Source organism: Streptomyces sp. 8K308, from assembly GCF_004348315.1.
Taxonomy (GTDB): domain Bacteria; phylum Actinomycetota; class Actinomycetes; order Streptomycetales; family Streptomycetaceae; genus Streptomyces.
Genome location: NZ_SMKC01000087.1, coordinates 1 through 22,288, shown reverse-complemented (window position 1 = coordinate 22,288; position 22,288 = coordinate 1). Strand labels below are relative to the sequence as shown.

The following is a 22,288-nucleotide window of genomic DNA, read 5'->3' as shown; positions in this document are numbered from 1 at the left end:
GGGGAAAACCCCGGTCGGCGGTCAAGTGCGGCGGCGGCGGATCGTCGTGCCGAGCCAGACCAGCGGGTCGTACTTGCGGTCAGCCGCCCGCTCCTTCATCGGGATCAGCGCGTTGTCCGTGATCCGAATCGATTCGGGACACACCTCCGTGCAGCACTTCGTGATGTTGCAGTAGCCGAGCCCGTGCTCCTCCTGCACCGCCCGCGCCCGGTCGAGGCCGTCGCGGTCGGCCTCGTCCAGCGGGTGCATGTCGAGCTCGGCCATCCGCATCAGGAAGCGCGGCCCGGCGAAGGCCGGCTTGTTCTCCTCGTGGTCCCGCACCACGTGGCACACGTCCTGGCACAGGAAGCACTCGATGCACTTGCGGAACTCCTGCGACCGCGCCACGTCCTCCTGCCGCATCCGGTACTCGCCGGGGCCGAGCCCCTTCGGCGGCACGAAGGAGGGGATCTCGCGGGCCTTGGCGTAGTTGAAGCCGACGTCCGTGACCAGGTCACGCACCACGGGAAAGGTCCGCAGCGGGGTGATGGTGATCGTCCGCCCCGGCTCGAACGTCGACATCCGTGTCATGCACATCAGCCGCGGCCGGCCGTCGATCTCCGCGCTGCACGAGCCGCACTTGCCGGCCTTGCAGTTCCACCGCACCGCCAGGTCGGGCGCCTGCGTCGCCTGCAGCCGGTGGATGACGTCGAGGACCACCTCGCCCTCGTGGGCCTCGACCGTGAAGTCCTCCAGGGCACCGGTCTCGGCGTCGCCCCGCCACACCCGAAGCGCTACTTCGCTCATCGGCCCGTCAGCTCCTCGTTCGTCAGGTACTTGGCCAGCTCTTCCTTCTCGAAGAGGTCGAGCAGATCGGGCCGCAGCGGCGGGAGTTCGCGCCGCGTCAGCGTCGCCCGACCCTCCTCGCCCAGCGCGCACAGCAGGTTGATCCGGCGCCACGACCGTTCCATGGCCGGGTAGTCGTCGCGGGTGTGGCCGCCCCGGGACTCGGTGCGTTCCCTGGCGGCGAGCGCCACGCACTCGCTGACCAGCAGCATGTTGCGCAGGTCGAGCGCCAGGTGCCAGCCGGGGTTGTACTGCCGGTGCCCCTCGACGCCGACCCGTTCCGCGCGCCGCCGCAACTCGTCGAGGCGCTCCAGCGCCTGGTCCATCTCGGACTCCCGGCGGATGATGCCCACCAGGTCGTTCATCGTCTGCTGCAACTCCTGGTGGATGGCGTAGGGGTTCTCCGCCGGGCCGGCACCGGCTGGCGGGTCGAAGGGCCGCACCGCCTCCGTGGCGGCCGCCGTGACCGCCGCCTCGTCGGCCACCGGCCGCTCGGCTGCCGGCAGCGCTGCCGCGTGGCGCGCGGCGTACAGCCCGGCGCGGCGGCCGAAGACCAGCAGGTCGGAGAGCGAGTTGCCGCCGAGCCGGTTGGAGCCGTGCATGCCGCCGGCGACCTCGCCGGCCGCGAAGAGCCCGGGCACGCCGGTGGCCGCCGCGGTGTCCGGGTCCACGTCGACGCCGCCCATCACGTAGTGGCAGGTCGGGCCGACCTCCATCGGCTCCCGCGTGATGTCGACGTCCGCCAGCTGCTTGAACTGGTGGTGCATGGACGGCAGCCGGCGGGTGATCTCCTCGGCCGGGAGGCGGCTCGCGACGTCCAGGAAGACCCCGCCGTGCGGTGAGCCGCGCCCGGCCTTCACCTCGGCGTTGATGGCCCGTGCCACCTCGTCGCGCGGCAGCAGCTCGGGCGGCCTGCGGTTGTGGTCGGGGTCGGTGTACCAGCGGTCCGCCTCGGTCTCGTCCTGCGCGTACTGCGCCTTGAACACCTCGGGGATGTAGTCGAACATGAAGCGGCGGTTCTCGCTGTTGCGCAGCACGCCGCCGTCGCCGCGCACCGACTCGGTGACCAGGATCCCCTTCACCGAGGGCGGCCAGACCATCCCGGTCGGATGGAACTGCACGAACTCCATGTTGACCAGCGGGGCGCCGGCGAGCAGCGCCAGCGCGTGCCCGTCGCCGGTGTACTCCCAGGAGTTGGAGGTCACCTTGAACGACTTGCCGATGCCGCCGGTGGCCAGCACCACGGCCGGTGCCTCGAGGACGAAGAACCGCCCGGTCTCGCGCTCGTAGCCGAACACGCCGGCCACCGCGCCGTCCCGGGTGAGGACGCGGGTGACGGTGCACTCCTGGAGCACCCTGAGCCCGGCCTCGTGGTCGCCGGTCTCCTTGAAGTCCCGCTGCTGGATGGCCACCACGCGCTGCTGGAGGGTGCGGATCAGCTCCAGTCCGGTGCGGTCGCCGACGTGCGCGAGGCGTGGGTACTCGTGGCCGCCAAAGTTGCGCTGCGAGATCCGGCCGTCGGCGGTGCGGTCGAACAGCGCGCCCCAGGTCTCCAACTCCCAGACCCGGTCGGGCGCTTCGCGGGCGTGCAGCTCGGCCATCCGCCAGTGGTTGAGGAACTTGCCGCCGCGCATCGTGTCGCGGAAGTGGACCTGCCAGCCGTCGCCCTCGTTGACGTTGCCCATGCTGGCCGCGATGCCTCCCTCGGCCATCACGGTGTGCGCCTTGCCGAACAGCGACTTGCACACCACGACGGTGCGCAGACCCTGTTCGCGCGCCTCGATGGCCGCCCGCAGCCCGGCCCCGCCCGCGCCGACGACGACCACGTCCCACGACTGTCGTTCCACAGTGCTCACTTGGGCTCCTCGGCTCCTCTTTCGGTCGTCTCTCTCGGTCGTCTTGGGGGCGCGGCTAGAACAGCCTGGGATCGGAGAACGCGTCGACGGCCAGCAGGTACACGTAGAGGTCGGTGACCGCAAGGCTGGTCAACGAGGCCCAGGCCAGCGCCATGTGCCGGCCGTTGAGCCGGCTGACGAGGGTCCACAGGCGGTAGCGCACCGGATGCGCCGAGAACGACTTCAGCCGGCCGCCGATGATGTGCCGGCAGGAGTGGCAGGAGATCGTGTACCCCCACACCAGCGCGATGTTGACGACCGCGAGCACCGTGCCGAGCCCCATGTGTCCCCACGCGTAGTGCTCGTCGCGGAAGGCGAGCACCGTGTCGTAGGTGAGGACGACCGCGATGGCGGCCGAGGCGTAGAAGAAGTACCGGTGCGCGTTGTTGATGATCAGCGGGAACCGCGTCTCGCCCGTGTAGCGACGGTGCGGCTCCGCGACGGCACAGGCGGGCGGCGAGCCCCAGAAGCCGCGGTAGTAGGCCTTGCGGTAGTAGTAGCAGGTGAGCCGGAAGCCGAGCGGCAGGGCGAGGAAGATCAGCGCGGGCGACAGGCCCCACCAGTCGCCGAACAGCGCCCAGTTGGGGCCGCCGCGCATCTCCGCGCAGTTCTCGGCGAGGCAGGGCGAGTAGAACGGCGACACGTAGGGCGCCGCGTAGTAGTCGGCGTTCGCGAACGCCCGCCAGGTGGCGTAGACGACGAACGCGAGCAGCGCGGCGACGGTGACGGTGGGGCCTAGCCACCAGCGGTCGATCCGCAGATGCCGCTGGGTGATCGCGGCCCGCCCGGCCTGGCCGGCCGGTCCGGACCTGTCGGTCGTGGATTCGGTGCTGGCCACGGGTGGTCCTCCTGGGAGGTGGGGGCTCGTCAGGTGGCGGGCGCGCCGGGCGCGGGCCCGCGCCGCGTGCCGAGGCCCTCGTCGTCGGCGTCCACCCACAGCCGGTCGTCGTAGGGCGTGTCGGGCACCGGCACCAGGTCCGGGGCCGCGGGTGCCCCGGCGGGGTGGGCGGCGGCCGCGGCGGCGGCGAGCAGCGCCAGGCTCTCGCGCAGCCGTTCGGCGTCCCCACGCAGCCGGCGCGTCTCGATCCCGGGACCCAGGGCGCGTTCCAGGTTCAGCACCCGGTGGGTCAGGTCGTCCACGCAGCGCCGCGCGGCGGCTAACTCCTCGTGCAGTGACATCGCTTGCCACCTCCATCGGTGGGGCATCACCGGCCGATGCGAGTGTGACGCGAGACACACCCGATTGGGAAGAGGGCAGGCGTGGCGTGACAGAGAGGGGGCTGCTCCCATCGGGTGGCCTGGGCCCGGCGGACGCCGTGTCGCGCCGCTCGGCCCGCGTCTCTCCCCTTCAGTGGCCTCAGTGGCGCGCATACATGTGATCAGCGCACCGGTGAGCCGGAGGTAGGGCATGTCAGGAGGGTCGAGCAGACGGGGGAGACCGGGGAGAGGGGCGAGAGGGACGGCCGTGGCGGCGCTCGCCGCCGCCGGCGCGCTGCTGGCGCCCCTCCTGCTGACGGGGTGCGGCGACGACCAGGACCAGGCGGCCGCCCTGGGTGCCCAGTCGGTGCCGAGCGTCGGCCGCGCCGAGCTCGAGCCGGGCGGCACCGTCCGCTGGGCCGTCGACGCTCTGCCGGCCACCCTCAACACCTTCCAGCCGGACGCCGACCGGGTCACCGACCAGGTCGCCGGCGCCGTCCTGCCGATGCTGTTCACCATCGACGCCACCGGTCGGCCGCAGCTCAACACCGACTACCTCAGCTCCGCCGAGATCACCGAACGCGAGCCCAAGCAGACCGTCGTCTACACCCTCAACCCCGACGCCACCTGGAGCGACGGCGAGCGGATCGGCGTCGAGGACTTCGTCGCCCAGTGGCAGGCGCTGCGCGGCGAGGACGAGGGCTTCCGCCCGGCCCGCAACGCCGGCTACGACCGCGTCGAGGACGTGCGGAAGGGCCGGGAACCCGGCCAGGTCGAGGTCGTCTTCGCCCAGCCCTACGCCGACTGGCGCGCCCTGTTCACCCCGCTCTACCCGCGCTCACTGACCACGGACGCCCAACGGTTCAACGAGGACAGCCGCACCGAACTGCCGGTCTCCGGCGGCCCGTTCACCCTCGCCAAGGTGGACGAGAAGGCCGCCACCATCACCCTGGAACGCAACGAGGAGTGGTGGGGCGAACCGGCCCTCCTCGACAGCCTCGAACTGGTCGCCGTGGAGCGCGGGGACCGGCGCGCCGCGCTGGCCGCCGGCGACCTCGACGTCGCCGAGCTCGTCCCCGCCGACGCCGAGGGCATGGCCCCGGCGAACGGCGGCCCGCCGGCCGCCGACGACAAGCCGGCCGCCGACGAGGGCCTGCGCGGCTTCGCCGTGCACCGCGCCTATGACGCGGCCTACACCCAGCTCGCGCTCAACGGCGTGTCAGGACCGCTGGCCGACGAACGGGTCCGCTGGGCCATCGCCCGCGCCGTCGACCGCGACCAACTCGCCGAGGACGTGCACACCCCGGCCGGCCTGCCCGTCAAGCCGCTCGGCAGCCACCTGCGGATGCTCGGCCAGGACGGCTACCGGGACAACAGCGACGCGCTCGGTGCCAGCGGCGCCGAGTCGGCCGCCGAACTGCTCGACGAGGCCGGCTGGCAGCGGCCGGAAGGGCCGGCCGGCGAGGACGGCAAGCCGGGCGCCGCCGTGGCCGCCCCGCTGGGCGCCGGCTGGCCGGCGGCCGAGCAGCGCGCCGCGCTGCTGCGGCAGGTCGCCGGCGCGCAGCGGGCCGAGGGCCTCGACGAGCCGGCCGACGCCACCGAGGCGGACGCCGAGGCGGCGGCCGCCGAGGCCGAGGAACTCGCGGAACGCGCCGCGACGCCGGTGCGGACCAGGGACGGCGCCGAGCTGCGGCTGCGCTTCGTCCTGCCGGACGGTCCCGGCGCCGAGCAACTGCGGGACGTGGCCGGCCGCATCGGCGGCATGCTCGCCACCGTCGGGATCCGCGTCGACTACGAGACGGTCGCGGCGGACGCCTTCTTCGTCGAACACATCCAGCCGGGCGACTTCGACCTCACGCTCTACTCCTGGCCGGCCACCGCCTACCCGGCGACGGACGCCCGCCCGCTGTTCGCCAAGCCGCGCCCGGCGCCGGGCGGCGAGCTCACGGTCCAGCAGAACTACACGCGGGTCGGGACCGACTACATCGACCAGCTCCTCGACCAGGCGGCCGGCGAGCTGGACGAGGAGGAGCACGAGAAGCTCCTCAACAAGGCCGACGCCCACATCTGGGCCGCGGCCGGCTCCATCCCGCTCTACCAGCGCCCACAGCTCGTCGCGGCGCGGACGACGCTGTCGGGCGCCGGGGCGTACGGTCTGGCGACGCCGCGCTACCAGGACATCGGCTACCGCCGCGGCTAACCTGCTGGCGCCCGGTCGAGGCGGTGGGCCGGGGGACGACGCGCGGCGGAGCGAAGCGGATCGCGCGCCGCCAAACGAAACGCACGTGTGATCTGGGTCATGCTCGGTTCTATCTGAGGCGCTATTGATGCGCGTGTTCGGGGCGCATATGGTTCTCAGGTCGGCCATGCAGGGGAGGGCATTGCCGCGTCTCGTCGGAGGGGGCTTCGATGTTTACCAGTGGTTCCTTATCGCGCCTGACTCTTCTCGTGCTCACGGTGGCTCTCACCACTTCCTGTATTTCGGAGTCCTCCGGCGAATCGAGTGATCCGGGTGCCTCGCATGAAGGACCGGCCGGCTGGGAACTTCCGCTGCAGGCATATATGCCGAGCGAAGAGCAGGTGGAACTCGTCGCCGACGCCAGGGAATTCCTGCTGTCCGCATGCATGGCGCGATACGGGTTCAGTTACGAAGCGGCCCCTGAACTTCCATCCTACGGGCCCGAGACGATGACCGACCTGCGGTACGGCATTCATGACCCGGCCGTGGTCGAGCGATACGGGTACAAGCCGCCCATCGATCTCCGGGCCGCGCGCGAGCAGGAGACGGAGGCCCTCGCCACGACCGCGCTGTCGGCCGAGGAGGAGGCCGTGATGACCGGGGAGCCCGTAGGGGGCGCGGCTCCCGCGCCGGACGTCCCGGCCGGCGGATGCTCCGGGGAGGCGGACCGGGCGATCGTCGCGACCGGCGAGGAGCCGGCCACCCTGGCGGCCGAGCTCAGCAACGACGCCTACCTGCGCGCCCAACGGGAGCCGGAGGTCGCGGCCGCCTTCACCAGCTGGTCGTCGTGCATGGCGGACCGCGGGTTCCGGTACGACCACCCCATGGCGCCGGTCGACGATCCCCGGTTCGCCGTGATCGACCCGAGCGCGGCGGAGCTCGCGACGGCCGAGGCCGATCTCGCGTGCCGCGAGGAGCACCGGGTCGTCGAGACCTGGTACCGGGCGGAGGTCCGGCTCCAGGAACAGGCCATCGAGCGCAACTTCGAACAGCTCGACCTGGAAAGGGCCCGTCTCGCCGAGGCCGTCAGGGGCGCGGCGGGCCTTCTCGGCACGCATTCCTGAACCGATGACCGGCGAGAAGCCGGCCATCGGCTATCACAATCGGAGAAACGGAGACATCATGCGAAGATTCGTCGTCCGTGGCGCGTTAGGGGCGGCTGCCACCGCATTTCTGCTCATCGCGACCTCGGCGCCGGCCAACGCGGTCAACGTGCCGGAATCGCGCAACCTGCTCGATCCGCCGTCCTGTGAGTCGCCCTCGGGAAGCAGCTTCCGATTCAGCTTCCGCTACAACTCCAACCTCAGTGGCGCCTGGAAGAATCTCGGCTATGCCCACGCCAATTTCGCCGCCACCGACATCGGTGTCGGCGACCCGTTCGACTACCCCCTGGAATTCTGCTCCGGCACCGGGAACGGCGCGGGCCAGGGAATCAAGAACAACGCCGCCTCCGCGCGCAACCGCCACAGCTCGTACAGCGGTCGCGTGTACTACAACAGCTGGTGGCAGGGCGCGTACAACAACTTCCTTCCCGGCACGGGCGGGAACCTGACCTCCACATACAACAACAACGCCTCCTTCCAGTGGTTGTGACGTGAGGTCCCCGTCGGCCGCACCGGAGCTGCGGCGCCGCTGGGCCCTCGGCATCCTGATCACCGCGACGATCGCGTCGAGTGTCGGGGCCACTCTGGCCGCTCAGGTGATCAGGTCGCCGGCGCAGGCGATCGCCGAGTCCGCGCCACCGCCACCGAGCTTGTTGACCGCCGAGGTCGAACTCCGGGTGCTCAGCGACTCGGTCGTGCTCCGCGGCGCGGTGGCAGCGGGGCAGACGGTTGATGTCGAGCCCGTCGTCGAGGGCGACGGGATCCGGCTCCAGGTGGTGTCCAGGTCGCCGGTTGACGCGGGGGCCACCCTCGTCCCCGGGCAGGTGATCGTCGAGGTGTCGGGGCGCCCCGTCTTCGTGTTGCCAGGCGTGCTCCCGGCCTACCGCGACCTCGCCCCCGGGGCGCGGGGCGATGACGTGGCCCAACTCCAGGAGGCACTGCGGAGCCTGGGCCACGACACCGGCGGCGACGAACTGGGCGCCTTCGGCACCGGGACGAGCCGGGCTCTGACCGACCTCTATACGGACGTGGGCTACGAACCGCCGTCCGCCACCACGGAGGGCGCGGGCCCCGCCATGTCCGACGCGCCCCTGCTGCCGGCCGGAGAGGTCGTCTACCTGGCAGACTTCCCCGCCCGGGTCGACCACGTCAGCACCCCGGTGGGCGCCGAGGTCACGGGCCCGGTGATGACGATCTCGGCCGGCGATCTGCTGGTCCGCGGCTCACTCCAGCCCCACCAGCGGGACCTCGTCAGAACCGGGCAGGAGGTCCAACTCCTGTCCGAGCTCACCGGCGAGACGGCCGGGGGCCGCGTCACCATGGTCGCGGAGACCATGGCTGTCGACGGGGCGCCCAGCGGTGCCAGGCCCGAGCAGGACGGCCCGGACGGCGGGCCACCAGGATTCGCCCTGGTCGTCACGCCGGAGGAGCCGCTGGCACCTGGCTGGGCCGGCCAGGACGTGCGTCTCACCGTGGAGGCCGCCACCACGGAGGACGAGGTGCTCGTCGTGCCGGTCTCCGCGATCTCGGCCCGGGCGAACGGCGAGATCTTCGTGCAGGTCGTGGAGCCGGACGGCGGCAGCCGCGACGTGCGCGTCACCACGGGGGTGACCGGCGACGGCTCGGTGGAAGTGCGCCCGGTCCGCGGCGACGGGCACGGACTGACGGTCGGGGACGAGGTCGTGATCGGTACGGCGGCCGGTGGTGGTGTCACCCCGTGACCACCCCTGTCATCGAACTCCAGGGCGCCGCGCTGACCTACCCGGGACCACCGCCGGTGCCGGCCCTCAGACCGTGCGACCTCGTGGTGAGCCGCGGGGAGTTCGTCGTCGTCACGGGCCCCTCCGGGTCCGGCAAGTCCACCCTCCTGAACATCCTCGGACTGCTGAACGCCCCGACTGGGGGCTCCTACTTCCTCGACGGTGTCGACACCAGCGCCATGCGGGACAGGGAGCGGACCGTGCTGCGCGGTCGACGCATCGGCTTCGTCTTCCAGTCCAGTCACCTGCTGCCGCGCCGCACGGCCCTGGAGAACGTGACGCTCGCGATGCTCCACGGCGGCGTCCCCCGCCGGGAGCGGGCGGGTCGGGCACGGGAAGCCCTGAAGCGGGTGGGGCTCGGGCATCGCGTCGAGGCCCTGCCGAGCCGGCTCTCCGGAGGCGAGCGCCAACGCGTCGCCATCGCACGCGCCCTGGCCGTCAGGCCCGCCCTGCTCCTGTGCGACGAGCCGACCGGCAATCTCGACACGGCGTCCACCGAGGGGGTCCTCTCCCTGCTCACCGCCCTGCACCGGGACGGCATCACGCTGGTGGTCATCACGCACGATCCACTGGTGGCTGAGCGTGGTGACCGGAGCCTGCTGATCCGCGACGGGGTCATGAACGACGACGCGCGTGGTGCGGCCGGCCACCCGGGAGTCACCCGATGAGAGACCTGTTGACTGAGGCTCTGGCTGGGGTGCTCCAGCGCCCGGCACGCTCGGCCCTTACCGCGCTGGGTACCGTCCTCGGCGTGGGCGCCACGGTCGCGGTGCTCGGCCTGACCGCCAGCGCCTCCTCGCGCATCGACGACCGGTTCAACGCCCTGACCGCGACCGAGGTCACCGTCGCCGATGTGAGCGGAGAGACGGCCACCGAGGGCGTGGCCCCGACGGCCCCAGCCTTCCCCGACGACGCCCAGGCGCGCGTGGAGCGCCTCAACGGCGTGACCCACGCCGGGGTGCACTGGCCCGTTCCGTTGCCCGACGGGACCTCGGTGCGTCCCACCCCCGCGCGGACGACGCCCCCGGGTGACGAGCCACGCGTCGTGGCGGCTTCCCCCGGGACCCTGCGAGCCGCCGACGTCATCCTCGCCCAGGGCCGGCTGTTCGACGCGTGGCACGCGGAACAACGACAGCACGTCGCCGTCGTCGGCAGTGGCCTGGCGGCGCGGCTCGGCATCACCACACTCGCCACCCAGCCGGCCCTCTTCATCGGTGACGAGGCGTTCACCGTCGTCGGAGTCGTCGACGACGCGGCCCGCAAGGCCGACCTGCTGCTGTCCGTCGTCGTCCCGCACACCACCGCGGAGCGGCTGTGGGGTGTGCCCGGCGTCCCCGCCGAGATGCTGATCGCCACGCGGCTCGGCGCGGCTCGGCAGGTGGCGACGGAAGCGGCCGTCGCCCTCGACCCGACGCACCCGGAGCACTTCCGGGTCACCCCGCCACCCGACCCGAGCACCCTCCGCGGCACGGTCACCGACGACCTCCGCGACCTCTTCCTGATCCTCGCGGCCGCGTGCCTGGTGATCGGCGTGGCCGGCATCAGCAACACGACGCTGGTCGCCGTGCTCGAACGGGCGGGTGAGATCGGGCTGCGGCGTGCCCTAGGCGCCCAACGACGATACGTCACCGGGCAGTTCCTGGCAGAGTCCGCCATCCTCGGCACGCTCGGCGGGCTGGTCGGCACCTCGATTGGCGCGCTCATTGTGATCGGCGTCGCCCTGGTCCGGGACTGGACCCCGGTGCTCCACCCGGAAGTGGTCGCTCTGGCACCCTGCACGGGCCTCGCTACCGGCCTGCTCGCGGGCGTCTACCCGGCCTGGCGGGCCGGGCGCGTCCAGCCGGACGAAGCACTCCGCAGATGAACGCCACTCGCCCCACGCGAACGAACACACGCCTACCCAGGGAGGAACGATGGACGAGAAGGTTCTGGAGGCTCAGCGGTGGGTGAACGCCACATACACGGGAGTCAGCGGATACAACAGGTGCCCGGAAGACGGCAGAACGGGCTGGGCCACCATGTACGCGTTCACCAGAGCCCTCCAGCACGAACTGGGGATCACCGCGCTGTCGGACAACTTCGGTCCGACCACGCTGAGCCGCCTTGCCGCCCGGGGCGCCGTCGGCCCAAGCGAGTCGAACGTCAACATCCGGATCATCGTGCAGCACGCGCTGTTCTGTAAGGGGTACTGGGGTGGGGACGGTCGCGGGACCTGGGACGTCCTCACTCGGGACGCCATCTACGATCTCAAGCAGAACGCCGGTCTCACCGACACCACGACCGTGGTCCAACCCAAGGTCTTCAAGGCCCTGCTGACCATGGACGCCTACGTGCTCACGCCGGGCGGCTCCGAGGTGGTGCGCGGTATTCAGCGCTGGCTCAACGGCCGCTACTTCCACCGCTCGCAGTTCTACCTGATGCCGTGCGACGGGCATTACTCGCGCGATGTGCAGCGGTCGCTGATCTACGGCATCCAGTACGAGATCGGGATGTCCGACGACGTGGCCAACGGCGTGTTCGGCCCTGGCACCCAGGCCGGGCTGCGGGCCAACACCCTGAGCCAGGGGGACTCCGGCGTCTTCGTGCGGCTCTTCCGCGCCGGGATGGTGTTCAACGACGCGTCGCAGACCTTCAACGACAGCTTCGACGCGGCACTTGCCGAAGACGTGCTGGAGTTCCAGGGGTTCTCCCAGCTCGCACTCAACGGGCGCGCCGACTTCGCCACCTGGGCGCAGTTGCTCGTGTCCACCGGCGACCCGACCCGGCCCGCCATTGGCTCCGACGCCATCACGTCCGTCACCCCGGACAGAGCGCGCACGCTCATCGCCCAGGGCTACCGGATCATCGGCCGGTACCTGGACGAACGTCCCAGCGACCGGCCGCTCAACAAGCAGATCCAGCCCGGCGAGCTGGCCACCATTTTCGCCAATGACCTGCGCGTGTTCCCCATCTCCCAGTACTACGGCGGGGAAGTCGGCTACTTCACCTACGCGCAGGGCTTCACCGATGCCACCGAAGCGCATACGGCCGCCGCACGTTACGGCTTCGACGCCAGCACCGTGATCTATTTCGCGGTGGACTACGACGCGACGGACGAGGAGATCGACTCCCACATCATCCCCTACTTCGACGGCGTCGTCGCCGGGCTGCGCAGCAGGGGCAGGCGGTACCGGCACGGCGTCTACGGGTCCCGCAACGTATGCATCCGGGTGACCGAGGCGACCGATGCGCGCTGGTCCTTCGTCAGCGGCATGTCCACTGGGTTCAGCGGGAACATGGGCTTCCCACTGCCGAGGAACTGGGCCTTCAACCAGATCGCGGAGATTTCGATCGGGTCCGGCACCGGACAGATAGCCATCGACAGGAATGTCTGGCGCTCGGGCTCGGACCCGGGCACCGCATCCGTCGGCAATTCGGGGTCGAGCGTCGACCAGTTCATCGCATGGCTCAACGAAGTCTACAGCCTGGCGCTCGACTACGACCGCGGGAACCCCGCCCTCCGCGTCATGGAGTACCTTCGCGCGGACGGTTACAACGACGTCGGCTGGTGGGCGCTGCTCGGCACCATCGACCATCAATTCATCGAGTACGTCAATGATTCCGGGCTGGAGCGCATGACCCGCTTCCGGGATCCCGCGGCCGGCGATCTGTACGATGTCAGCCACTTCGGCGCCTCGTGCAACGGCGTCCTCCTCAAGGGCATACCGGACCCCAGGACCAACGTCAACGAGGCGGACATGGCCACCTGGGCCGGCGATTTGATCACCTTCTACGCGGACTGGCGGCGGGCGCACGGCCGTACCGGCGTATCCGGGTTCGAGTACTGCCTCGATGAACTCGCCAAAATCGGCGGCGAGAACTCCTTCGCCAATCACGACATGATCGCCGACATCGACGCCCTGGAGATCGGCACGGCACTCCGCTTCGGCGCCAGCCTGCCGGAGGAGCTCCAGCGTGTCTTCGGCAGCGGTGGTCAGTACCAGCACCGTTTCCGGCAGCTGTGGATGAATCGTTTCGGCGGCGAATCGGCGACGTTCCACTCGATCGTCAGAAAAGCTCTGCTCGGCGACCTCGGACTCATCATGAACAACGGACGCGGCAGGCTCCTGGGGGGCGTGACGAGTCCGGGGGACCTTCCTGACGGCGATGTGGACGATTTCATCCGCGGATTCGAGGAAGTGATCAGCCTGCGCATCGACGAGGAACCCGAAGGTAGACTCCGGGCATGGCGACTCGGATAAAACGTTCTCGTACCGGCCGATGGGGAATTACCCTTCGGCGGATCAGCATCCTATCGGGCGTGCTGACTGTGCTCGTCTTTCTCCTCGGCTTCAAAATCCCCGACGTCTGGCTCTCCGACGAGAACAGAACCGATGAGTGCCGACGGGAACTGCACCCCGACCAGTGGCCGTCCCCCGAGGTCGCGGTCGAGCTGTCGTCCGAGGTGCTGCCGGTGCGCTCGGTCTGCACCTGGGCCAACGGGCTCACCGCCGAGGTGGAATACGGCTGGGTCGACGACCTGACCATCCGCCTGCTGTTCATCACCGTGCTCACGGGACTGCTGTCGCTCGCTCTCTTCCTGGCCGTCAGACGCCGCGCGGCGGTCGGCGGAGCGCCGGAGCAGCCCACTCGCCCGCTTAGACGCCTACCCGAAGGGAAGCCACCCGCATGACCAACACCTCGCGCCCGCACGGATTACCACGCCGCCACGTGCTGACCACCGGCCTGGGAGTGGCCGGCGCCGCCGCCCTGTGGAGCACGGGCACCGGCGGCACGGCCCACGCCGCGCCTGCGGACGACAGCCGGTGGCGCGACGAGAACAGCGCCAACGGGTGGCCCGTCGTCGACGAGGCCGACTCCCACCGGATCCAGGGCAGCGGTCTTGACGTCACCCTGCTGTCGGGAGACGTGTCCACAGTGCTGCTCCACGTCGCCCGGCGCTTCCACTACGAAGTGCACGAACTGCGCCGGAATGAGGTCCTCGGGCATCACACCGACCGCGTGGTGGCCCAGCCGTACGAGAGTAACCACCTGTCGGGGACGGCGATCGCTCTGAGACCCGGCGCGTACCCCGCCGGGGTCCGCGGCGGACTCTTTCCTCAGCAACTGGCCGCCGTGCGTCACATCCTGGCCGAGTGCGACGGGGTCGTCCGTTGGGGCGGTGACGAGACGGTCCCGAAGGAGAGCCACTTCCAGGTCGACGTTCGCCCCGGCGACGCCCGCCTCACCCGGCTCGCCAGGATCATCCGGCGCGATACGGCCACCCCGGGCAGGGGAGCCGGCGCGATCAACCAGCTGGTGCCCATCGGCTGACCTCCCACCGACGCCCGTGTGTATGTGATTCTCCCCACTCGCCCGCCGCCCCCGACCGTGGCCGCATCTGCCCGGTCGGGGCGACGTACCATGGCGGACGAGGCCGGTGCCGTGTCCTGCCGGCGCCGTCACCGGACAGCTGGCGGACGTCAGGCGTCCTCGACCCGCCGCCTCGTCCTCACGACTCCGGGAGAAGCCCCCAGCCATGCCTACGCGCCATGACATCCGCAATGTCGCCATCGTCGCCCACGTCGACCACGGCAAGACCACGCTGGTCGACGCCATGCTGCGGCAGGCGGGAGCCTTCGCCGCACACCAGCATGTCGACGAGCGCGTGATGGACTCCAACGACCTGGAGCGCGAGAAGGGCATCACCATCCTCGCCAAGAACACCGCCGTCAGGTACCACCCCAAGGGCGGTGGCGACCCGGTCGTCATCAACATCATCGACACCCCGGGCCACGCCGACTTCGGCGGCGAGGTGGAGCGCGGCCTGTCGATGGTCGACGCCGTCGTGCTCCTCGTCGACGCCTCCGAGGGGCCGCTGCCCCAGACCCGGTTCGTGCTGCGCAAGGCGCTCCAGGCCCGGCTGCCGGTCATCCTCTGCATCAACAAGACCGACCGCTCCGACGCCCGGATCTCCGCCGTCGTGAACGAGACCTACGACCTGTTCCTCGACCTCGACGCCGACGAGGACCAGATCGAGTTCCCCATCGTCTACGCCTGCGCCCGTGACGGCGTGGCCTCGCTGACCCAGCCCGCCGACGGCACGGTTCCGGCCGACAGCGACAGCCTCGAGCCGTTCTTCTCCACGCTCCTGGAGACCGTCCCGGCCCCGGTCTACGACGAGGAGGCGCCGCTCCAGGCGCACGTCACCAACCTGGACGCCGACAACTTCCTGGGCCGGATCGCGCTGTGCCGGATCCGGCAGGGCACGCTGCGCAAGGGCCAGACCGTGGCCTGGATGAAGCGCGACGGCAGCACGCAGAACGTCCGCGTCACCGAGCTGCTGATGACGGAGGCGCTGACCCGCAAGCCCGCCGAGGTGGCGGGGCCCGGCGACATCTGCGCGGTGGCCGGCATCCCGGAGATCATGATCGGCGAGACCCTGGCCGACCCGGAGAACCCGGTGCAGCTGCCGCTGATCACCGTCGACGAGCCCGCGATCTCCATGACCATCGGCACCAACACCTCGCCGCTCGTCGGCCGTGGCGGCAAGGGCCACAAGGTGACGGCGCGGCTGGTCAAGGACCGCCTGGACCGCGAGCTGATCGGCAACGTGTCGCTGCGCGTGCTGCCGACCGAGCGCCCCGACGCCTGGGAGGTGCAGGGCCGCGGCGAGCTGGCGCTTGCCATCCTGGTGGAGACGATGCGCCGGGAGGGCTTCGAGCTCACCGTGGGCAAGCCGGAGGTGGTCACCCGCGAGATCGACGGCCGGGTGCACGAGCCCGTCGAGCGGATGACGATCGACGCGCCCGAGGAGCACCTGGGCGCCATCACCCAGCTCATGGCCACCCGCAAGGGCCGGATGGAGACCATGACCAACCACGGCTCCGGCTGGGTGCGGATGGAGTTCCTGGTGCCGTCGCGCGGCCTGATCGGCTTCCGCACCGAGTTCCTGACCGAGACCCGCGGCACCGGCATCGCGCACAGCATCTTCGAGCGGCACGAGCCGTGGGCCGGCGAGCTGCGCACCCGCAGCAGCGGTTCGCTGGTCGCGGACCGGTCAGGCGTCGCCACCCCCTACGCGATGATGAACCTGCAGGAGCGCGGCACGATCTTCGTCGAGCCGGGCACCGAGGTGTACGAGGGCATGATCGTCGGCGAGAACTCGCGCTCCGACGACATGGACGTCAACATCACCAAGGAGAAGAAGCTCACCAACATGCGGGCCGCCTCCGCCGACACCACGGAGAACCTGGTGCCGCCGCGGAAGCTCTCGCTCGAGCAGTCGCTTGAGTTCTGCCGCGAGGACGAGTGCGTCGAGGTGACGCCCACCGAGGTTCGCATTCGCAAGGTGGTGCTCGACCAGCGGGATCGCGCCAGGGCCGCGGCGCGCGCCAAGCGGCAGTGAGCCCCCGGCCATGCGGCCGCGATGGCCACGAGGGCGCGCGGTGGTGACCGGCCAAACGGGGGCGATGGCTCGCCCCCGTTTGGCCGGAAATCTCCGGTGCCCGTCATGGCCGTCACGTTATGTGACGTGTCCCAGCTAGGCCCCTTCGTCCGGTATCCGGACTGTTCGGCTTGATCTGCGTCACATCGGTCCGGATACCGGAGAGTAGGGACCCCCCATTTGTCCGGTTTTGGGGGATGTCACCTTCCCATCTTCATCAAAATGAAATGGGCCATCGGTGGATGAGACGAAGGTTTATGCGCAACAGTTGTGGGCATTGCGAACCGGACGCGGGTAGACCTCCGCGGACCGGGGTTCCTCATGCAGTGAAAGTGGACTCCAAGGAGGCAACCCATGCGTGGTGCGCGCAGCGCCAAATGGGTCGTGAGTGCGATAGTCGTGGCCATGGCGGCGACCGCCTGTGGTAGCGACAGCGACGACAACGGCGACGGGGGTGCCTCCGGTGAGGGCAACTCCGCGGGCATCGTCCGGGTCGACGGCGGCGAGCCGCAGAACCCGCTGATCCCGACCAACACCACCGAGCAGTACGGCGCGCTGGTGATCCAGAACGTCTGGTCCAAGCTCGTGGACTTCGACGACCAGGGCCAGGTCTTCACCGTCGCAGCCGAGTCGGTGGAGCCCAACGAGGACGCCTCGGTGTGGACCGTCACCCTGAAGGACGGCTGGAGCTTCCACAACGGCGAGGCGGTGACCGCGCAGAGCTACGTCGACGCGTGGAACTGGGCGGCCAACGTCAACAACAACCAGCAGAACAGCTTCTGGTTCTCCGACATCGCTGGTTACGAGGACGTCCACCCCGAGGAGGGTGAGCCCACGGCCGACACCATGTCGGGCCTCGAGGTCGTGGACGACCTGACGTTCACCATCACGCTGAACACCCCGCAGTCGTACTACGACTACCGGCTGGGCTACGACGCGTTCGCCCCGCTGCCCTCCGTCTTCTACGACGACCCCGAGGCGTTCGGCGAGCACCCGATCGGCAACGGCCCGTACGAGTTCACCGAGTGGAACCACAACGAGTCGATCTCGCTGACGGCCTGGGACGAGTACCCGGGCGACGACAAGCCGGCCAACGGCGGCGTCGAGCTCGTGGCCTACGACAACCTGCACACGGCGTACCAGGACCTGCTCTCCGGCAACCTCGACGTGCTCCGTGAGGTCGACGCCCAGGACCTGCCGGTCTACGAGACCGACCTCGGCGACCGGGCCATCGCCCAGCCCTACAACGGCACCCAGTCGATCGTCCCGGCGTTCTACAGCGACGAGTTCGAGGACGTCGACCCGCGCGTGCTGCAGGGCATGTCGCTGGCCATCGACCGGGAGACCATCACCGGCACGGTGCTCAACGGCTCCGCGACCCCGGCCGACAGCTTCGTCGCCCCCGGGGTCTTCGGCTACCAGGAGGGCATCGGCGCGGAGTTCACGGCCTACGACCCCGAGCGGGCCAGGGAGCTCTTCGAGGCAGGCGGCGGCATCCCGGGCAACACCGTCACCATCCAGTACAACGCCGACGGCCCGCACCGTGAGTGGGTCGAGGCGGTCTGCGGCAACCTCCGTGACAACCTCGGCGTCGAGTGCGAGACCGACGTCAAGCCGGACTTCGCCACCGACCTGGAGGCCCGGGACGCGGACGAGGTCGTCGGCATGTACCGCGGTGGCTGGTTCCAGGACTACCCGCTCAACGTCAACTTCCTGAGGGAGCTGTACCGCACCGGCGCCTCCACCAACTACGGCCGGTACAGCAACGAGGAGGTCGACGCGCTGTTCGCCGAGGGCGACTCGTCCGCGTCCCTGGACGACACGGTGGCGGCCTACCAGGAGGCCGAGGAGCTCCTCTTCCAGGACATGCCGGCCATCCCGCTCTGGTTCCAGAACATCAACGGCGGCTACTCGGAGAACGTGGACAACGTCCGGTTCGACATGGCCGGCCAGCCGGTGCTGACCGAGGTCACGGTCAACTGAGTCCGGCATAGCAGCAGGCCAACAGCAGCGACAAGAGGGCCGGCAAGCCGCTCCGAGATCCGGGGCGGCCTGCCGGCCCCGCCGAATGACATGGAGGAATGATGGGGCGCTACGTCGTTCGACGACTGCTCCAGATGATTCCGGTGTTCATCGGGTCCACGTTCATCATCTTCATGATGATGTACGCCCTGCCCGGTGACCCGGTTCGGGCCCTCTGGGGCGAGCGCGCCCCGGACGAGGCCCAGATGGCCGCGATGCGCGAGAGTCTCGGCCTGGACGACCCGATCCTGGTCCAGTACTGGAACTACCTCACCGGGCTGCTCCAGGGCGACTTCGGTACCCAGATCGCCAGCAGACGCGAGGTGATCGACGTCATCTCCGAGGCGCTGCCCGCCACCCTGCGGCTCACCGCGCTGGCCTTCGTGATCACCGTCGTGGTCGGCGTCGGCATGGGCCTGGTCGCGGGCCTGCGGGCCGGGAAGTTCTCCGACCGGGGGATCCTCTTCGTCACCCTGCTGCTGATCTCCGTGCCGGTGTTCGTGCTCGGCCAGATCTTCCAGACCTACCTCGGCGTCCGCTGGGGCTGGGTCACCCCCTCCGTCCGGGACTCGGAGAACTGGGGGCAGTTGTTCCTCCCGGCGATCGTGCTGGCCTCGCTCTCCTTCGCCTACGTCGCCCGGCTCACCCGCACCTCCATCGTGGAGAACCGGCGTGCCGACTACATGCGCACCGCCAAGGCCAAGGGCCTCACCCAGCGCCGGGCCGTCGGCGTGCACCTGCTGCGCAACTCGATGATCCCGGTCGTCACCTTCCTCGGCGTCGACCTCGGCAACCTGATGGCCGGCGCCGTCGTCACCGAGGGCATCTTCAACATCCACGGGATCGGCGGCACTGTCTACGATGCGCTGCACACCCGCGAGGGATCGACGGTGGTGGGCATCGTCAGCTTCATCATCCTCGTCTACCTCGTCGTGACCCTGCTCGTCGACCTGCTCTACGCGGTCCTGGACCCGAGGATTCGCTATGCCTGAGTCCAAGCCTGAGTCCATGTTCGAGTCCGTGTCCGAGTCCACGGCGGGCAAGGCAGCCACCAGCGACGTGGCCATCCCCGACCAGGCGGGCCCCGTGCCCGTCGCCGTCGTGGAGGGCGCGGTCGTCGCCGAGGCCGGGCCCGCTCCCGGCAGGCCGCGCAGCCTGTGGTCGGACGCCTGGCACGACCTGCGTCGCAAGCCGAGCTTCGTGATCTCGGCGCTGATCATCCTGCTGCTGCTCGTGATGGCGGCCTTCCCCAGCCTGTTCACCAGCGGCGACCCCCGGGCCGGCGACCTGAGCAACTTCTACCTGCGGGACCCGCAGCTCACCCACTTCTTCTCGCCCGAGTGGCTGGGCTACAACCAGCAGGGCCAGAGCGTCTACGCCCGGATGATCTACGGCACCCGTGCCTCGATCATCATCGGCATCTCGGTCACCGCGCTCGTCTTCGTCTTCGGCAGCCTGGTCGGCATGCTGGCCGGCTACTTCGGCGGGGTGCTCGACGCCCTGCTCTCCCGGCTCACCGACGTCTTCATGGGCATCCCGTTCCTGCTGGGCACCATGGTCATCCTGGTCTCCTTCGAGACCAGGACCGAGTGGACCGTCACCTTCGCACTCGCCTTCCTCGGCTGGACCACCATCGCCCGCGTGATGCGCGGCTCGGTGATCTCCGTGAAGCAGTCCGACTACGTGGCCGCCGCCCGCTCGCTCGGCGCCGGCACCTGGCGCATCCTGCTCCGGCACATCCTGCCCAACGCCGTCGCCCCGGTGATCGTCGTCGCGACGATCGCGCTCGGCGGGTACATCACCGCCGAGGCGATACTGTCGTATCTGGGTATCGGGCTCTCGGAGCCGGCGATCTCATGGGGCGGTGACATCAACCGGGCCCAGGACCAGATCCGGGTGGCGGAGCACATCCTGCTCTTCCCCTCGATCCTGTTGAGCATCACCATCCTGTCCTTCCTGATGCTGGGTGACGCCGTGCGTGACGCCCTGGACCCCAAGCTGCGCTGAGGGAGTAACGCGCGTGTCGATCGAAATGACCAAGGCGGAAGTGCCCGGGGTTCCGCTGCTGGAGGTCCGGGACCTCCACGTGGAGTTCCGCACCAGGGACGGCGCCGCCAAGGCCGTCAACGGCGTCAGCTACACCGTGGACGCCGGCGAGACCCTGGCGGTGCTCGGCGAGTCCGGCTCCGGCAAGTCCGTGACCGCCCAGACCATCATGGGCATCCTGGACACCCCACCCGGGAAGATCACCGGCGGCCAGATCCTCTTCCGCGGCGAGGACATGCTCACCATGTCCGAGGAGCAGCGGCGCCGGATCCGCGGCGACAAGATCGCCATGATCTTCCAGGACGCGCTCTCCGCCCTCAACCCGGTGCTGTCCGTCGGCTTCCAGTTGGGGGAGATGTTCCGGGTGCACCGCGGCATGTCCCGCAAGGAGTCCAAGGCCAAGGCCATCGAGCTGATGGACCGGGTCCGCATCCCGGCGGCCAGGGAGCGGGTGGGCGACTACCCGCACCAGTTCTCCGGCGGCATGCGGCAGCGCATCATGATCGCGATGGCGTTGGCCCTGGAGCCCGACGTGATCATCGCGGACGAGCCCACCACCGCCCTGGACGTGACCGTGCAGGCCCAGGTGATGGACCTGCTCGCCGAGCTCCAGCGCGACTTCAACATGGGCCTCATCCTCATCACCCACGACCTGGGCGTCGTCGCCGACGTCGCCGACAAGATCGCGGTGATGTACGCCGGCCGCATCGTGGAGAACGCGCCGGTGCACGAGCTCTACAAGCGGCCCGCGCACCCCTACACCAGGGGCCTGCTGGACTCCATCCCGCGCCTCGACCACAAGGGTCAGGAGCTCTACGCGATCAAGGGCCTGCCGCCCACGCTCACCGCGATCCCCGCCGGCTGCGCCTTCAACCCGCGCTGCGCGCAGGCCAGGGACGTCTGCCGGAGCGAGATCCCGCCGCTGGCCGACGTGACGGAGCAGGACGGCGGCCCGATCGGCGGCCGGACCAGCGCCTGCCACTTCTGGAAGGAGACGATCCATGGCTGACGCGACTCGTGAGCCCATCCTTCAGGTGCGCAACCTGGTCAAGCACTTCCCGCTCACCCAGGGCATCCTCTTCCGGCGGCAGATCGGCGCCGTCAAGGCCGTCGACGACGTCTCGTTCGAGCTGTACCAGGGCGAGACCCTCGGCATCGTGGGCGAGTCGGGCTGCGGCAAGTCCACCGTGGCCAAGCTGCTGATGAACCTGGAGAAGCCCACCTCGGGCCAGATCCTCTACAAGGGCGAGGACATCTCCAAGCTCTCGGGCCGCGCCCTGAGGGCTGTCCGCCGCAACATCCAGATGGTCTTCCAGGACCCGTACACCTCGCTCAACCCCCGCATGACGGTCGGTGACATCATCGGGGAGCCCTTCGAGATCCACCCCGAGGTGGCGCCCAAGGGCGACCGGCAGAAGAAGGTGCGTGAGCTCCTCGACGTGGTCGGGCTCAACCCCGAGTACATCAACCGCTACCCGCACCAGTTCTCCGGCGGTCAGCGCCAGCGCATCGGCATCGCCCGCGGCCTGGCCCTCAACCCGGAGATCATCATCTGCGACGAGCCGGTCTCGGCGCTCGACGTGTCGGTGCAGGCGCAGGTGATCAACCTGATGGAGCGCCTGCAGGACGAGTTCGACCTGAGCTACGTCTTCATCGCGCACGACCTCTCCATCGTCCGCCACATCTCGGACCGGGTCGGCGTGATGTACCTGGGCCGGATCGCCGAGATCGGCAGCGACGCCGAGATCTACGACCACCCCACCCACCCCTACACC

General features: G+C 69.9%; 19 protein-coding genes. 15 read left to right on the top strand and 4 right to left on the bottom strand.

What is annotated here, in order from left to right; all coding sequences use genetic code 11:
- Positions 1 to 21: 21 nt before the first annotated feature.
- The 4 genes from E1265_RS15175 to E1265_RS15160 are packed head-to-tail and all read right to left on the bottom strand — an operon-like array spanning position 22 to position 3,899.
- Positions 22 to 786 carry a succinate dehydrogenase/fumarate reductase iron-sulfur subunit gene (locus E1265_RS15175; protein WP_132930828.1) on the bottom strand — a complete coding sequence of 255 codons (765 nt, stop codon included), beginning with the start codon at positions 784 to 786 and terminating at the stop codon, positions 22 to 24.
- A complete protein-coding gene (locus tag E1265_RS15170; RefSeq protein ID WP_132930827.1) occupies positions 783 to 2,681 on the bottom strand; it encodes a fumarate reductase/succinate dehydrogenase flavoprotein subunit in 1,899 nt (632 codons plus the stop codon). The genes E1265_RS15175 and E1265_RS15170 overlap by 4 nt, the downstream gene beginning before the upstream one ends.
- Before the next feature lie 55 nt (positions 2,682 to 2,736).
- A complete protein-coding gene (locus E1265_RS15165) occupies positions 2,737 to 3,558 on the bottom strand; it encodes a hypothetical protein (RefSeq protein ID WP_132930826.1) in 822 nt (273 codons plus the stop codon).
- Positions 3,559 to 3,587: 29 nt separating this feature from the next.
- Entirely contained in the window at positions 3,588 to 3,899 is a 312-nt protein-coding gene (locus tag E1265_RS15160) for a hypothetical protein (protein ID WP_132930825.1), read from the bottom strand.
- Between the two features lie 286 nt (positions 3,900 to 4,185).
- Between E1265_RS15160 and E1265_RS15155 the strand changes: the two genes are divergently transcribed.
- The 15 genes from E1265_RS15155 to E1265_RS15085 all read left to right on the top strand — a co-directional run.
- Positions 4,186 to 6,117, top strand: coding sequence for an ABC transporter family substrate-binding protein (locus E1265_RS15155; RefSeq protein ID WP_243740804.1), 1,932 nt, complete (start codon positions 4,186 to 4,188; stop codon positions 6,115 to 6,117).
- Between the two features lie 209 nt (positions 6,118 to 6,326).
- Positions 6,327 to 7,220, top strand: a complete 894-nt coding sequence (locus tag E1265_RS15150; protein WP_132930823.1) for a hypothetical protein — start codon at positions 6,327 to 6,329, stop codon at positions 7,218 to 7,220.
- A 4-nt stretch (positions 7,221 to 7,224) separates the two neighbouring features.
- Positions 7,225 to 7,749: a hypothetical protein gene (locus E1265_RS15145; protein ID WP_243740803.1), complete on the top strand. Its 525-nt coding sequence runs from the start codon at positions 7,225 to 7,227 to the stop codon at positions 7,747 to 7,749.
- A gap of 1 nt (position 7,750) precedes the next feature.
- Complete coding sequence (locus E1265_RS15140) at positions 7,751 to 8,980, top strand: peptidoglycan-binding protein (protein ID WP_243740802.1); 1,230 nt, start codon at positions 7,751 to 7,753, stop codon at positions 8,978 to 8,980.
- Positions 8,977 to 9,687 carry an ABC transporter ATP-binding protein gene (locus E1265_RS15135; protein WP_132930822.1) on the top strand — a complete coding sequence of 237 codons (711 nt, stop codon included), beginning with the start codon at positions 8,977 to 8,979 and terminating at the stop codon, positions 9,685 to 9,687. The genes E1265_RS15140 and E1265_RS15135 overlap by 4 nt, the downstream gene beginning before the upstream one ends.
- Positions 9,684 to 10,883: an ABC transporter permease gene (locus E1265_RS15130; RefSeq protein WP_132930821.1), complete on the top strand. Its 1,200-nt coding sequence runs from the start codon at positions 9,684 to 9,686 to the stop codon at positions 10,881 to 10,883. Before E1265_RS15135 ends, E1265_RS15130 begins: the two co-directional genes overlap by 4 nt.
- A 49-nt stretch (positions 10,884 to 10,932) precedes the next feature.
- On the top strand, positions 10,933 to 13,260 hold the full coding sequence (locus E1265_RS15125) for a glycoside hydrolase domain-containing protein (protein ID WP_132930820.1): 2,328 nt from the start codon (positions 10,933 to 10,935) through the stop codon (positions 13,258 to 13,260).
- A 59-nt stretch (positions 13,261 to 13,319) separates the two neighbouring features.
- The gene (locus E1265_RS15120) at positions 13,320 to 13,691 is read left to right on the top strand and encodes a hypothetical protein (RefSeq protein WP_132930819.1); all 372 of its coding nucleotides are present in this window, start codon (positions 13,320 to 13,322) and stop codon (positions 13,689 to 13,691) included.
- Entirely contained in the window at positions 13,688 to 14,332 is a 645-nt protein-coding gene (locus E1265_RS15115; protein ID WP_132930818.1) for a hypothetical protein, read from the top strand. The genes E1265_RS15120 and E1265_RS15115 overlap by 4 nt, the downstream gene beginning before the upstream one ends.
- 205 nt (positions 14,333 to 14,537) lie before the next feature.
- Entirely contained in the window at positions 14,538 to 16,406 is a 1,869-nt protein-coding gene (typA, locus tag E1265_RS15110) for a translational GTPase TypA (protein WP_132930817.1), read from the top strand.
- 393 nt (positions 16,407 to 16,799) lie between these two features.
- Positions 16,800 to 18,428, top strand: coding sequence for an ABC transporter substrate-binding protein (locus E1265_RS15105; RefSeq protein WP_132930816.1), 1,629 nt, complete (start codon positions 16,800 to 16,802; stop codon positions 18,426 to 18,428).
- A gap of 101 nt (positions 18,429 to 18,529) precedes the next feature.
- Positions 18,530 to 19,459: an ABC transporter permease gene (locus E1265_RS15100; protein WP_132930830.1), complete on the top strand. Its 930-nt coding sequence runs from the start codon at positions 18,530 to 18,532 to the stop codon at positions 19,457 to 19,459.
- Positions 19,452 to 20,474 (top strand): ABC transporter permease, encoded by a 1,023-nt coding sequence (locus E1265_RS15095; protein WP_132930815.1) that lies wholly within the window; start codon positions 19,452 to 19,454, stop codon positions 20,472 to 20,474. Before E1265_RS15100 ends, E1265_RS15095 begins: the two co-directional genes overlap by 8 nt.
- 25 nt (positions 20,475 to 20,499) lie before the next feature.
- Positions 20,500 to 21,522, top strand: a complete 1,023-nt coding sequence (locus E1265_RS15090) for an ABC transporter ATP-binding protein (protein ID WP_132930829.1) — start codon at positions 20,500 to 20,502, stop codon at positions 21,520 to 21,522.
- On the top strand, positions 21,515 to 22,288 hold a 774-nt coding region (locus E1265_RS15085), incomplete at its 3' end, for an ATP-binding cassette domain-containing protein (RefSeq protein WP_132930814.1). The genes E1265_RS15090 and E1265_RS15085, both read left to right, overlap by 8 nt.

Coding starts and splice junctions, on each gene's coding strand:
- E1265_RS15175 (WP_132930828.1), bottom strand. CDS start 786: ATGAGCGAAGTAGCGCTTCGGGTGTGGCGGGGCGACGCCGAGACCGGT.
- E1265_RS15160 (WP_132930825.1), bottom strand. CDS start 3,899: ATGTCACTGCACGAGGAGTTAGCCGCCGCGCGGCGCTGCGTGGACGAC.
- E1265_RS15150 (WP_132930823.1), top strand. CDS start 6,327: ATGTTTACCAGTGGTTCCTTATCGCGCCTGACTCTTCTCGTGCTCACG.
- E1265_RS15145 (WP_243740803.1), top strand. CDS start 7,225: ATGACCGGCGAGAAGCCGGCCATCGGCTATCACAATCGGAGAAACGGA.
- E1265_RS15130 (WP_132930821.1), top strand. CDS start 9,684: ATGAGAGACCTGTTGACTGAGGCTCTGGCTGGGGTGCTCCAGCGCCCG.
- E1265_RS15125 (WP_132930820.1), top strand. CDS start 10,933: ATGGACGAGAAGGTTCTGGAGGCTCAGCGGTGGGTGAACGCCACATAC.
- E1265_RS15115 (WP_132930818.1), top strand. CDS start 13,688: ATGACCAACACCTCGCGCCCGCACGGATTACCACGCCGCCACGTGCTG.
- typA (WP_132930817.1), top strand. CDS start 14,538: ATGCCTACGCGCCATGACATCCGCAATGTCGCCATCGTCGCCCACGTC.
- E1265_RS15105 (WP_132930816.1), top strand. CDS start 16,800: ATGCGTGGTGCGCGCAGCGCCAAATGGGTCGTGAGTGCGATAGTCGTG.
- E1265_RS15100 (WP_132930830.1), top strand. CDS start 18,530: ATGGGGCGCTACGTCGTTCGACGACTGCTCCAGATGATTCCGGTGTTC.
- E1265_RS15095 (WP_132930815.1), top strand. CDS start 19,452: ATGCCTGAGTCCAAGCCTGAGTCCATGTTCGAGTCCGTGTCCGAGTCC.
- E1265_RS15090 (WP_132930829.1), top strand. CDS start 20,500: ATGACCAAGGCGGAAGTGCCCGGGGTTCCGCTGCTGGAGGTCCGGGAC.